The sequence below is a fragment of the Streptomyces sp. NPDC037401 genome, assembly GCF_055602345.1.
Map to the genome: position 1 here is coordinate 132,810 of NZ_JBVJWO010000002.1, position 12,049 is coordinate 144,858.

At 72.5% G+C, this 12,049-nt stretch carries 13 protein-coding genes; 5 read left to right on the plus strand and 8 right to left on the minus strand.

All coding sequences use genetic code 11. From position 1 onward, the window contains the following. Positions 1-16: 16 nt before the first annotated feature. From rsmD to ACZ7H1_RS02145, 3 genes are read right to left on the minus strand one after another with little or no spacing between them, the layout of a single operon-like run. Positions 17-703, minus strand: a complete 687-nt coding sequence (rsmD, locus tag ACZ7H1_RS02135) for a 16S rRNA (guanine(966)-N(2))-methyltransferase RsmD (RefSeq protein WP_470782931.1) — start codon at positions 701-703, stop codon at positions 17-19. Beyond that, entirely contained in the window at positions 700-2,892 is a 2,193-nt protein-coding gene (gene recG, locus ACZ7H1_RS02140) for an ATP-dependent DNA helicase RecG (RefSeq protein ID WP_470782933.1), read from the minus strand. Before recG ends, rsmD begins: the two co-directional genes overlap by 4 nt. Positions 2,893-2,918: 26 nt before the next feature. Further along, positions 2,919-4,586, minus strand: coding sequence for a DAK2 domain-containing protein (locus tag ACZ7H1_RS02145; RefSeq protein WP_470783167.1), 1,668 nt, complete (start codon positions 4,584-4,586; stop codon positions 2,919-2,921). A 253-nt stretch (positions 4,587-4,839) separates the two neighbouring features. On the opposite strand from ACZ7H1_RS02145, the gene rpmB reads away from it, so the two are divergent. Next, entirely contained in the window at positions 4,840-5,025 is a 186-nt protein-coding gene (gene rpmB, locus ACZ7H1_RS02150; protein WP_064070327.1) for a 50S ribosomal protein L28, read from the plus strand. A 124-nt stretch (positions 5,026-5,149) separates the two neighbouring features. Here the strand turns inward: rpmB and thiD are convergent, their stop codons facing one another. Both thiD and ACZ7H1_RS02160 read right to left on the minus strand, forming a co-directional pair. Then, entirely contained in the window at positions 5,150-5,968 is an 819-nt protein-coding gene (gene thiD / locus ACZ7H1_RS02155; RefSeq protein ID WP_470782934.1) for a bifunctional hydroxymethylpyrimidine kinase/phosphomethylpyrimidine kinase, read from the minus strand. Further along, positions 5,965-6,942: a thiamine-phosphate kinase gene (locus tag ACZ7H1_RS02160; RefSeq protein WP_470782935.1), complete on the minus strand. Its 978-nt coding sequence runs from the start codon at positions 6,940-6,942 to the stop codon at positions 5,965-5,967. The genes thiD and ACZ7H1_RS02160 overlap by 4 nt, the downstream gene beginning before the upstream one ends. A gap of 269 nt (positions 6,943-7,211) precedes the next feature. Here ACZ7H1_RS02160 and ACZ7H1_RS02165 point away from each other — a divergent pair, with 269 nt between their 5' ends. Both ACZ7H1_RS02165 and ACZ7H1_RS02170 read left to right on the plus strand, forming a co-directional pair. Next, positions 7,212-7,445 carry an Lrp/AsnC family transcriptional regulator gene (locus tag ACZ7H1_RS02165; RefSeq protein WP_468132381.1) on the plus strand — a complete coding sequence of 78 codons (234 nt, stop codon included), beginning with the start codon at positions 7,212-7,214 and terminating at the stop codon, positions 7,443-7,445. 20 nt (positions 7,446-7,465) lie between these two features. Further along, complete coding sequence (locus ACZ7H1_RS02170) at positions 7,466-7,963, plus strand: DUF3515 domain-containing protein (RefSeq protein WP_470782937.1); 498 nt, start codon at positions 7,466-7,468, stop codon at positions 7,961-7,963. Between the two features lie 69 nt (positions 7,964-8,032). On the opposite strand, the gene ACZ7H1_RS02175 is transcribed toward ACZ7H1_RS02170, so the two are convergent. The 3 genes from ACZ7H1_RS02175 to ACZ7H1_RS02185 are packed head-to-tail and all read right to left on the minus strand — an operon-like array spanning position 8,033 to position 10,989. Then, the gene (locus tag ACZ7H1_RS02175) at positions 8,033-9,190 is read right to left on the minus strand and encodes a D-alanine--D-alanine ligase family protein (protein ID WP_470782939.1); all 1,158 of its coding nucleotides are present in this window, start codon (positions 9,188-9,190) and stop codon (positions 8,033-8,035) included. Between the two features lie 39 nt (positions 9,191-9,229). Beyond that, positions 9,230-10,240 carry an NAD(P)H-dependent glycerol-3-phosphate dehydrogenase gene (locus tag ACZ7H1_RS02180; protein ID WP_470782941.1) on the minus strand — a complete coding sequence of 337 codons (1,011 nt, stop codon included), beginning with the start codon at positions 10,238-10,240 and terminating at the stop codon, positions 9,230-9,232. Further along, a complete protein-coding gene (locus ACZ7H1_RS02185) occupies positions 10,237-10,989 on the minus strand; it encodes a lysophospholipid acyltransferase family protein (protein ID WP_470782942.1) in 753 nt (250 codons plus the stop codon). Before ACZ7H1_RS02185 ends, ACZ7H1_RS02180 begins: the two co-directional genes overlap by 4 nt. Before the next feature lie 208 nt (positions 10,990-11,197). Here ACZ7H1_RS02185 and cofC point away from each other — a divergent pair, with 208 nt between their 5' ends. Together cofC and ACZ7H1_RS02195 are read left to right on the plus strand one after the other, a co-directional pair. Beyond that, positions 11,198-11,824 carry a 2-phospho-L-lactate guanylyltransferase gene (cofC, locus tag ACZ7H1_RS02190; protein ID WP_470783169.1) on the plus strand — a complete coding sequence of 209 codons (627 nt, stop codon included), beginning with the start codon at positions 11,198-11,200 and terminating at the stop codon, positions 11,822-11,824. Between the two features lie 9 nt (positions 11,825-11,833). Further along, the gene (locus ACZ7H1_RS02195) at positions 11,834-12,037 is read left to right on the plus strand and encodes a hypothetical protein (RefSeq protein ID WP_470782944.1); all 204 of its coding nucleotides are present in this window, start codon (positions 11,834-11,836) and stop codon (positions 12,035-12,037) included. The last annotated feature ends 12 nt before the right edge of the window (positions 12,038-12,049 follow it).

Consider the following 12,049-nt stretch of genomic DNA (forward strand, 5'->3'; position numbering starts at 1 on the left):
TCGTTCTCCGATGCGGTCATGATGCGTTGTCTCCGGCAGAGGCGGCGCGACCGTACCAAAGGGTGCCTTCGCCGTAGCGCCGGGACCGCAGCGGCTCGAAGCCGTCGGGCCACGGGAACTCCCCGCCTCTCGTGCTGCGCTCCACGGTGACGAGCGCATCGTCCGTGAGCCAGCCCTTGGTCCGGAGTGTGAGGAGGATCTCGCCAAGATCACCATCGGTGACGGCGTACGGCGGGTCGAGGAAGACGATGTCGTACGGCTCGGCGGGGGCCGGGCCGTCCACGATCTGCTCGGCCTTTCCGGCCCGGAACTCCGCCCCGGGCAGACCGAGCGTGCGGATGTTGTCCCGGATGGCCTTGGCGGCCTTCGGGTCGGATTCCACCAGCAGGGTGTGGACCGCGCCGCGCGAGAGCGCCTCCAGGCCCACGGCCCCCGAGCCGCCGTACAGGTCGAGGACGCGGGCGCCCTCGACGCCGTGCAGCGACTCCCAGGTGGAGAACAGGCCTTCGCGCGCCCGGTCCGAGGTGGGACGGGTGCCGGTGCCGGGCGGTACGGCCAGCCGGCGGCCGCCGGCCGTGCCGGCGATCACGCGGGTCATCCGGGATTCCTTCGTTGCAGCGGGTACGGAGGACTCCACGATAGGTCGTCCGGCCCGGAAGGCGCTCTGCGGAGCCCCCGGGCCGTTTCCCCCGGCCCTTGTCACCCCTTGTCGAGGTACTGCTCGCGCTCGGCGTCCAGGAGGGCGTCGAGGGCGGTGCGCAGGCCGGGGAGGGCCTCCAGGTCCGGGTCGGCGGAGACGATGCGGGTGGCCTCCTCGCGGGCCTGGGCGATGACCTCCTCGTCCTCGATGACGGCGAGCATGCGCAGGGAGGAGCGGACGCCGGACTGGGCCTGGCCGAGCACGTCGCCCTCGCGGCGCTGCTCGAGGTCGATCCGGGAGAGCTCGAAGCCGTCGAGGGTGGCGGCGACGGCGGCGAGCCGGGCTCGGGCGGGGCTGGCCTCCGGCATCTCGCTGACCAGCAGGCACAGCCCGGGGGCGGAGCCGCGGCCGACGCGGCCGCGCAGCTGGTGCAGCTGGGAGACGCCGAACCGGTCCGCGTCCATGATCACCATGACGGTGGAGTTGGGGACGTTCACGCCCACCTCGATGACGGTGGTGGCGACGAGGACCTTGACCTCGCCCGCGGCGAAGCGGCGCATGACGTCGTCCTTGTCGGCCGGGTCCATCCGGCCGTGCAGGACCTCGACGGACAGTCCGGCCAGCGGGCCCTTCACCAGCTCCGCGGCGATGTCGAGCACGGCGAGCGGCGGCCGCTTCTCCGCGTCGTCCTCCGCGGACTTCTTCTTCGGCTCGTCGTCGCCGTCGCCGATGCGCGGGCAGACGACGTACGCCTGGTGGCCGTTCTCCACCTCCTCGCGGACCCGCTCCCAGGTCCGGGTCAGGAAGTGCGGCTTGTCCTTGGCGGGCACGACGTGGGTGGCGATGGGAGAGCGGCCGGCGGGCAGCTGGTCGAGTACGGACGTCTCCAGGTCGCCGAAGACCGTCATGGCCACGGTCCGCGGGATGGGGGTGGCGGTCATCACGAGCAGGTGCGGGGGCTGCTTGCCCTTGGAGCGCAGGGCGTCGCGCTGCTCGACGCCGAACCGGTGCTGCTCGTCGACCACGACAAGGCCGAGATCGTGGAACTGCACCTTGTCCTCGATCAGCGCGTGCGTGCCGATCACGATGCCGGCCTCGCCGGTGACCAGGTCGAGGAGCGCCTGGCGGCGGGCGGGCATCCCCATGGAGCCGGTGAGCAGCACGACCTTGGTGCCCTGCTCGGCGCCGCCGAGCATGCCGCCCTCGGCCAGTTCGCCCATCATCTCGGTGATCGAGCGGTGGTGCTGCTGGGCGAGGACCTCGGTGGGCGCGAGCATGGCGGCCTGGCCGCCGGAGTCGACGACGGCGAGCATGGCGCGCAGCGCGACCATGGTCTTGCCGGATCCGACCTCGCCCTGGAGCAGGCGGTGCATGGGGTGGTCGGTGGCCAGGTCGTCGAAGATCTCGCGGGAGACGGTCTGCTGGCCGTCGGTGAGCGTGAAGGGCAGCTTGGCGTCGAAGGAGTCGAGCAGGCCGCCGGGGGCGGGGCGGCGGGGCACCGCGGGGAGCTGGGTGTCGGCGAACCGCCGGCGGGCCAGCGCCACCTGGAGCACGAAGGCCTCGTCCCACTTGAGGCGCTGCCGTGCGTCCTCGATGTCGGCCTTGGTGTGCGGCCGGTGGATCTTCAGCAGCGCCTCGGGGAGGGTGGGCATCCCGCGGCCCTCGCGGAGTGCGGGCGGCAGCGGGTCGAGGGCGTCCCGGGCGCTGGGCAGCACGGCGTCGACGGCCTTGGAGATCTTCCAGGTCTCCAGCTTCGCGCAGGCCGGGTAGATCGGGATGAGCTGGTTGGCGAAGGCGGCGGCCGCGTCGCGGTCGGAGGCCTCGCCGGCGAGGAGTTCGTAGGCGGGGTGGGAGAGCTGCAGCTTGCGGTTGAAGACGCCGACCTTGCCCGCGAACATCGCGCGGGTGCCGGGCAGCAGGTCCTTGTGGGGTTTGTGCACGCCCGAGCCGAAGAAGACCAGCTGGAGGCGCCCGCTGCCGTCGGTGATGGTGACCTCCAGCCGCCTGCCGCGGCCGCCGTTGAAGGTCAGGACGCGTGCGTCGGCGACCTGTGCGACCACCGTGACGTGCTCGTCGGTCTGGTCGGCGAGCTCGGCGAGGGAGGTCAGCTCCCCGCGCTCGGCGTAGCGGCGCGGGTAGTGGTGGAGCAGGTCGCCGACCGTGTGCAGGCCGAGGTTTTCGGCCAGCACCTTGGCGGTGGCGGGGCCGAGCGTCTTCTTGAGTGGTTCGTCGAGCGCGGGCACGTGTTCCATTCCACACCATGCCGCTGACAAGGCCGCTACTCGACGCCGATCAGGAGCGGTGCCGAGTACCGGCCGCCCCGGTAGGTGACGGTGTCCACGGCGAGGTGTCCCTCGCGTACGTACGCCTCGAGGCGGTCGGCGAGGGCGTCCGGGACCTCGGGTCCGAGGACCAGGGTGACCAGTTCGCCGCCGGAGCCGAGCATCCGCGACAGCACCGCCTGCGCCGTCTCGGCGAGCTCCGTCCCGATCACGGCGACGTCCCCGTCGATCAGGCCGAGCACGTCCCCGGCCTGGCAGATGCCCGCCGAGGTGAAGGACTGGCGTTCCGCCACGGCCAGTTCGCCGTAGCGGGTGGCTCCCGCGGCGGCGGTCATGGCGACGACGTCCTCGTCGAAGCTGCCCTCCGGGTCGTGCACGGCCAGGGCCGCGAGTCCCTGGACCGCGGAGCGGGTGGGGATCAGGGCGACGCGTACGCCCTCGGCACGGGCCTGTTCGGCGGCCTCGGCCGCGGTCCGGCGCAGCTCGGCGTCGTTGGGCAGCAGCACCACCTCGCGGGCGTGCGCACGGTGGACGGCGTCGAGGAGGTCGGCGGCCGTGGGCGGCTCTCCTGGGCGGGCCAGGACGGTGGTCGCGCCCGCCTCGCCGCAGAGTCCGACGAGGCCTTCGCCCGGCACGACGGCCACGACCGCGCGCTGCACGCGCTCGCCGCGGGCGCGCAGCCGCTCGTCCCCGAAGTGCGTGATGCGGATCCGGTGGGGCCGGCCGGCCTCGACGCCGGCCTCGACGGCGGCCCCGGGGTCGTCGACGTGCACGTGGACGTTCCACAGCCCGTCGCCGCCGACCACCACGAGCGAGTCGCCGAGCGCGTCCAGGGTGCGCCGCAGCCCGGCGACCCCCTGGTCGCCGGCGTCGAGCAGGTAGACGACCTCGTACGCCGGTCCGCCCCGGTCCTCCGCGGTGCAGGGTCCGGAGGCCGCGGTGCCCGCGGCGGGGCGGGCCCGGACCGGCTCCGGTGGGGCCTGCTCCCCCGACAGGGCCTCCCACAGGGCTCCGAGTACGGCGACGACTCCGCAGCCGCCCGCGTCGACGACCCCGGCCCGGCCGAGCACGCCGAGCTGGTCCGGGGTCCGGTCGAGGGCGGTGCGGGCCGCGTCGTAGGCGGCGCGGGCCACGACGGCGGGGTCCCGGCCGGCGGCGCAGGCGGAGCCGGCTGCTTCGGCGGCGGCCGCGGCGACGGTGAGCATGGTGCCCTCGACGGGGTGGGCCACGGCCGTGTACGCGGATGCGGCGGCCCGGTCCAGCGCCGCCGCGAGCAGCTCTGCAGGGCGTCCCGGAAGCCCGTCGGCCCGGCCGTCCTGCCCGCCGGCCGGCTCCTGCGTGCCGCCGAGCACGTCGGCCACACCCCGCAGGAGCTGGGCGAGGATCGTGCCGGAGTTGCCGCGGGCACCTATGAGAGCGCCGTGCGCATAGGCCCGGGCGGCCTGTCCGAGCGTGGGGGCGGTGCTGTCGCCGCCCGGGGCGGCGAAGGCGGCCGCGACGGCCCGGGCGCCGGATTCGGCGGTCAGGAGGAGGTTGGTGCCGGTGTCCCCGTCCGCGACCGGGTAGACGTTGATCGCGTCGATGTCCTCGCGGGCCCGGCCCAGTGCCGTCACGGCCAGCGAGCTCCACGTGCGCACCGCAACGGCGTCGAGGGTGTGCGGCACGTGCACCTGGCGTTCCTCCTTGGCATGCGGGTCTGTCACCGCAGGGTAACGAAGCGGGAGGAGCGTTCCGGGGAGACCACCCGGGGCGGGGTCCGCGGGAGCCGTGGTAGTTTTCTCGGACGGGAGCAGTCGTTGTATGCTGCTCCGGTTGCCCGATGCGAATCGGGCCATCCCCCCGGCAAACCACTTCAGATCTCTGATTCCGGTGCGCCGGATTTCACTGTAAGTGCATCTGAAGTCTTTGGAGTGACCTGTGGCTGCCAACTGCGACGTTTGCGGCAAGGGGCCGGGCTTCGGCAACAACATCTCGCACTCGCACCGCCGTACGTCCCGTCGCTGGAACCCGAACATCCAGCGCGTCCGTGCCGTGGTCAGTGGGACGCCGAAGCGCCTCAACGCCTGCACCTCGTGCATCAAGGCCGGCAAGGTCTCGCGCTGACGCTCCCGTCGTAGCGCAGCCCCTTCCGGTTGCCAAGAAGGCCGGTCCACCTCGTGGACCGGCCTTTTGCCTTTTCTCCCCCGGGCGGCCCCGCGGGCCGCGGCGCCGCCGGGCCGTGCGCGGGTCAGGCCGTGCGCGGGGACGGGGAGCGCCACTGCCAGGCGTGGTCCACCGGGCCGATGCCGCCGCCCAGCGCGAAGCCGGCGGCTATGGCCCCGGTCACGTACTCCTTGGCGGCGGTGACCGCAGCCGGCACCTCCAGGCCCCTGGCCAGTCCTGCCGCGATCGCGCTGGCGAGCGTGCATCCGGTGCCGTGCGTGTGCCGGTTGTCGTGCCGGGGCGCCCGCAGCCACAGCTCTTCCGTGCCGTCCGTGAGCAGGTCCACGGCCTCGTCGCCGACGGCCAGGTGGCCGCCCTTGATCAGCGCCCAGCGCGGCCCGAAGCCGAGGACCGCGTCCGCGGCCCGGCGCATGTCGTCCTCTGAGCGGGCGTGGATCCCCGTGAGCTGTGCCACTTCGTCCAGGTTGGGCGTGGCGACCGTGGCCGCCGGCAGCAGCAGGGTCCGTACGGCGTCCAGGGCGGAGGCGGCGAGCAGCGGGTCGCCGTGCTTGGAGACCCCCACGGGGTCGACCACGGCGGGGGCGCCGGTGCCGGCCAGCAGGCCGGCGACGGTCTCCACCAGCTCGGCGGACGCCAGCATGCCGGTCTTGACGGCCTGGACGCCGATGTCGTCCACCACGGCCCGGTACTGGGCCGTGACGGCCTCGGCGGGCAGCTCCCAGGCTCCGCGGACCCCGAGGGAGTTCTGCGCCGTCACCGCGGTCAGCACGCTCATCCCGTGCACGCCCAGGGCCAGCATCGTCTTGAGGTCGGCCTGGATGCCCGCACCGCCGCCGGAGTCGGATCCGGCGACGGTCAGGCACAGCGGCGGCCGTCCGCTCACGGGGTGCCGTCCTCGATGTCGCCGCCGAAGTGGTCCCAGCCGCCCGTGCTGGTCCAGGGGGCGCCGTCGACGGTCACCTGGGGCTGGGCGGAGGGGTTGAGCACCTCGCCGATGACCTTCCAGCGGGCGGGCAGCTTCACGTCCGGCGGGAAGGTCGCGACGATCGCGTGGTCCTCTCCCCCGGTCAGCACCCACTGGAGCGGGTCGACGCCCACGGCCTGCCCGATGTCGTTCATCTGCGTCGGGATGTCGATGGCGGCCGAACGCAGGTCGATGCGGACCTTGCTGGCCTCCGCGATGTGCCCGAGGTCGGCGACCAGCCCGTCGCTCACGTCGGTCATGGCGGTGGCGCCGAGCCCGGCGGCCGCGGGACCGGCGTGGTAAGGCGGCTCGGGGCGCCGGTGCGCCTCCACGAAGGCCCGCGGTGAGCGGAAGCCCCTCGAAAGGACGGCGAATCCGGCGGCGGACCAGCCGAGCCAGCCGGTGACGGCCACCACGTCGCCGGGCTGTGCGCCGGCCCGGGTGACCGGCTCGTGGTTGCGCAGGTCGCCGAGCGCGGTGATCGCGACCGTGATGGTGTCACCGCGTACGACGTCGCCGCCGACCACGGCGGCGCCCGCGACCTGGCACTCGTCCCGGATGCCGTCCATCAGCTCGGTCGGCCAGGTCACCGGGAGGTCCGCCGGTACCACGAGGCCGAGCAGCAGCGCGGTGGGCACCGCGCCCATCGCGGCGATGTCGGCGAGGTTCTGGGCGGCGGCCTTGCGGCCCACGTCGTAGGCCGTGGACCAGTCGCGGCGGAAGTGCCTGCCTTCCAGCAGGATGTCCGTGCTCGCCACGACCCGCCGGTCGGGTGCCGACACGACCGCGGCGTCGTCGCCGGGCCCCAGTCGTACCGCCGGGGTGGAGGTGAGCCGGGAGGTGAGCTCTCTGATGAGCCCGAACTCCCCCAGCTCGCCCACGGTGCCCTTCATCGCTGTGCTCCTTCTGGCCCAGTGGGCTTGCGGTCGCGAGCCGTCACTGCTGTAGGTACCGTCAACAGATACGTCAACTTCTGCTCTCCGTACGCCCCGCTGCGCGCGGCACCGGGTCCGGGGGTCTCCCCGCGGCGCTCGGCGACGCGGTACCGTGGCGTCCCTTCTTCCCGGGGGTCTTCCCTGGGGCATCCCCGCCGAGTCAGGGGCGGGGACGTCCCTGACCGAAGGTTAGGGGAGATGATCCTCGTGGCCGCCCTGGAGGTTCCGTGGTACAGGCGTACATCCTTATCCAGACCGAGGTGGGCAAGGCGTCCCTGGTCGCCGAGTCCATCGCGAAGATCCCGGGGGTGATCCAGGCCGAGGACGTGACGGGGCCGTACGACGTGATCGTGCGCGCCCAGGCCGACACGGTCGACGAGCTCGGCCGCATGGTGGTCGCCAAGGTCCAGCAGGTGGAAGGCATCACCCGCACCCTGACCTGCCCGGTCGTCCATCTGTAGCCCCCGTCTAGTCTTGGCCGGTGACGTCATTCCGCCACCGGCCCTTCCGTCTGCCCGCCCTGGCCGCCACCGTGCTGCTGGCCCTCGCGGGCTGTTCTTCCGGTGACGAGCGCGCGCAGGTGGAATCTCCGCCTGCCCCGCCCGCGGACGTCGCGAAGCTCTGTGCGGCACTGCACGAGGAGCTCCCGGCGAAGGTGGCCGGCGAGGACCGCCGCGACCCCGAACCGGCGTCCGGGCTGACCGCCGCGTGGGGCGGCGGAGCGATCGTACTGCGCTGCGGCGTTCCGAAGCCCGTCGACCGGATATTGGATGCCGGGACGGGCCAGGTCGAGGTCGACGGCGTGGGCTGGCTGATCGAGAAGGCCCGCGAGGACGGATCGTTCCGCTTCTTCACCGGCGGTCGCCTGGCGTACGTGGAGGTCACGGTCGACAGCGCGCACGCCACCGACGCGGGGCTCCTCGTGCCGCTGTCGCCCGCCATCGCGAAGACGATCCCCGAGGGCATCTCCTCGTACTGACCGGGCGTCGCTGCGACGTACGGCCGCCCGCCGGGGCATCCCCGGCGGGCGGTCGTATGTGCGGAAGGACTAGCGCAGGCCGGTCGAGCGGTTCATCGCCGCCTGGATCAGGCGGTCCACCAGCTCTGCGTACGAGACGCCCGACTCCTGCCACATCCGCGGGTACATGGAGATGGGGGTGAAGCCCGGCATCGTGTTGATCTCGTTGATCACGAACGATCCGTCCTCGGTGAGGAAGAAGTCCGCGCGGACCAGGCCCTCGCAGGACGCGGCGTCGAAGGCCTCGATCGCCAGGCGCTGGACCTCGGCGGTCTGCTCGGGGGTGAGCGGCGCGGGCACGATCCCGGAGGCCGAGTCGATGTACTTGGCCTCGAAGTCGTAGAAGTCGTGGCTGGAGACCGGCGGGATCTCGGCCGGCACGCTGGCGCGCGGGCCATCCTCGAACTCCAGTACGCCGCACTCGATCTCGCGGCCGCGCAGCAGCGACTCGACGATGATCTTCGGGTCGTGGCGCCGTGCCTCGGCGACGGCATCGTCCAGCCCGGAGAGGTCGTCGACCTTGGTGATGCCGATGGAGGAGCCGGCGCGAGCCGGCTTCACGAACAGCGGCCAGCCGTGCTCGCCCGCGAAGTCGACGATCTTCTTGCGGGGGGCGGCCTGGTCCCGCTCCCACTCGCGCGGGCGGATCGTGACGTAGGGGCCGACGGGGAGACCGAAGCTGGTGAACACCCGCTTCATGTACTCCTTGTCCTGGCCGACGGCCGAGGCGAGCACGCCCGCGCCGACGTACGGGACTCCGGACAGCTCCAGCAGGCCCTGGAGGGTGCCGTCCTCGCCGTACGGGCCGTGCAGCATCGGGAAGACGACGTCGACCTCGCCGAGCGCCTTGGGGACGGAGCCGGGCTCGGTGTAGACGACCTCGCGGTTGGCGGGGTCCACGGAGAGCACGACACCGCCGTCCTCGGAATCGGCGAGCTCCTCGACGTCCGGGAGCTTGCGGTCGGTGATGGCCATCCGCTCGGGGGAGTCCGCGGTCAGGGCCCAGCGGCCGTCCCGGGTGATGCCGATGGGCAGCACCTCGTACTTCGAACGGTCGATGGAGCGCAGCACGGCGCCCGCCGTGACGACCGAAATGGCGTGCTCGGAGCTGCGCCCGCCGAACACGACGGCCACGCGGGGCTTGCGGCCCTGCTGCTCAGGGGTCTGGGGGAGGTTCTCGCTGCTCATATCGCCACGAGAGTACCCGCTCAGACGTCCGGAAAGGAGTCAGCGGCGTTCCGGTTTGGCGCTGCGCCCCATGAGTTCCTTGAGCGCGACCAGCGGCGGCTTGCCGTTGTGCACGATGTCGACCACCGTGTCCGTGATCGGCATGTCGACTCCGTGGCGGCGGGCCAGATCGGCCACCGACTCGCAGGACTTGACGCCCTCCGCGGTCTGGCGGGTGACCGCGATGGTCTCCTCCAGGGTCATCCCGCGGCCGAGGTTCGTGCCGAAGGTGTGGTTCCGGGAGAGCGGCGAGGAGCAGGTGGCGACCAGGTCTCCGAGGCCCGCGAGGCCGGAGAACGTCAGCGGGTCGGCGCCCATCGCCACGCCCAGGCGGGTCGCTTCGGCGAGGCCGCGGGTGATGAGGGACCCCTTGGTGTTGTCACCCAGGCCCATGCCGTCGGCGATGCCGACGGCGAGCCCGATGACGTTCTTGATGGCACCGCCCAGTTCGCAGCCGATGACGTCGGTGCTCGTGTACGGGCGGAAGTACGGGGTGTGGCAGGCGGCCTGGAGGCGCTGGGCCACGGCCTCGTCCACGCACGCGACGACGGAGGCGGCGGGCTGCCGGGCGACGATCTCGCGGGCCAGGTTGGGCCCGGTGACGACGGCGACCCGCTCGGACGGGACCTTGGCCACCTCCTCGATGACCTCGCTCATCCGCTTGGCGCTGCCGAGTTCGATGCCCTTCATCAGGGAGACGAGCACGGCGTCGGGGGGCAGCAGCGGGGCCCAGTCGGCGAGATTGCCGCGCAGGGTCTGCGAAGGGATGGCGAGGACCGCGAAGTCGGCGCCGCGGGCGGCCTCGGCCGCGTCGGTGGTGGCGCGCATGTTCGCGGGCAGTTCGACGCCGGGGAAGTAGTCGGGGTTGGTCCGGCCGGTGTTGATGGCGTCGACCACCTCCCGGCGGCGGCCCCACAGGGTCACCTCGCAGCCGGCGTCGGCGAGCACCATGCCGAAGGCCGTGCCCCAGGATCCGGTTCCGAAGACGGCGGCCTTCACGGGACCTGTCACTTCTTGCCCTCCCCCGCGGCGTTGCGCCGCTGCTGCGCCCTGGCCTTGCGATGGTCGTACGGCTGCGCCGGCGCGGTTTCGCCGCGCAGCTCCTCCAGGAGCTTGGTGATGTCGGCCATGATGGCCTCGGTGGCGGCCTTGAGGATCTCCGGGGTGGGTTCCCGGTCGTAGAACTCCGAGAGGTCCACGGGCGGTCCGGCGAGCACCTGGAGGGTCTTGCGCGGGAACAGCCGGACCTTGTTCTCCTTGGCATAGGGCGGCATCGCGAGATTCGCGCCCCACTGGGCCACCGGAATGACCGGGGCCTTGGTGATCAGCGCCACCCGGGCCGCACCGGTCTTGCCCGCCATGGGCCACATCTCCGGATCGCGGGTGAGGGTGCCTTCCGGGTAAAAGGCCACGCATTCACCGCGCTCGATGGCGTCCACGGCGGCCCGGAATGCGTCGAGGGCGTTCGTGGTCTCCCGGTAGACGGGGATCTGCCCGGATCCGCGCAGGATCATGCCCACGAAAGGCACCTTGAAGAGTCCGGCCTTCGCCAGCAATCGGGGCACTCGTCCGGTGTTGTACTGGAAGTGCGCGTACGAGAGCGGGTCAAGATACGAGTTGTGATTGACGGCGGTGATGAATCCGCCCTCGGCCGGAATGTGTTCCGTTCCCCGCCAGTCCCGCTTGAAGAGCACTACCAGCGGCGGTTTTGCGATGACCGCCGCCAGGCGGTACCAGAAGCCGATTCTGCGGCGGGGCACTCGGACACCTTCCTCTAGGACCGGTTCGGTCATGGGCACCTGACCGGGCCGGACAAGTGTCGCCACCGGTCCGGACTCTGTCGAGAACACCGTACGCCCCGGTCGGACGACCGTACCCCCGGGCAGGGCGGCCGGGGGTGACAATGGGGCCCACTCGCACGCCTGCACGCTTTCGAGGACGGGGGACGCCACGAATACCGCCTGGACCCTGGTGGTGCCGCTGAAGCCGCTCGCGCTGGCCAAGAGCCGCCTCGCGGCAGCGGTGGGCGAGGAGCGGCCCGCACTGGCGCTGGCGTTCGCGCTGGACACCGTCGCGGGGGCGCTGGCCTGCCCGGCGGTACGGAATGTGGTGGTCGTCACGGACGACGGCCGGGCCGCGTCGGAACTCGCCGGACTGGGGGCGCGGATAGTGCCGGACTCCCCCGGACGCGGGCTCAACGCCGCCCTGGCCCATGGTGCGCGGGCGGCGCGGGCGGGGCGCCCGGGAGTTGCACTGGCGGCCATGAACGCGGATCTCCCCGCTCTGCGCCCCACCGAATTGCAACGCGTGCTCGATACGGCAGCGGCATTTCCCCGGGCATTTCTGGCGGATGCGGCAGGAATCGGAACAACGCTGCTTTCCGCTGCTCCGGACGTGGAATTGGCACCCGCGTTCGGCGGTCCTTCACGGGCCCGGCATTCGGCCTCGGGGGCGGTGGAAATCGCCCTGTCCGGGGTGGACACCGTCCGCCGGGACGTGGATACGGGCGAGGATCTGCACGCAGCGGCCGCCCTGGGCCTGGGCCCGCGCAGTTCGGCCCGCTACACGGCGCTGGCCGGGGCGCGGCGCCGCTAAAATCCGGGCATGCAGGCGACCGCGTACACGTACGACACCCAGACCCGCAGCGGCAGTGTGCTGCTGGACGACGGCACCCCGGTGCCCTTCGAGGCCCCCGCCTTCGACGCGGGCGGCCTGCTGCTGCTCCGCCCGGGACAGCGGGTACGGATCGAGACCGAGGGCGAGGGCGAGGGCCTGCGGATCACCCTGATCACGCTGCAAACCCTGTGACCTGCACGGACG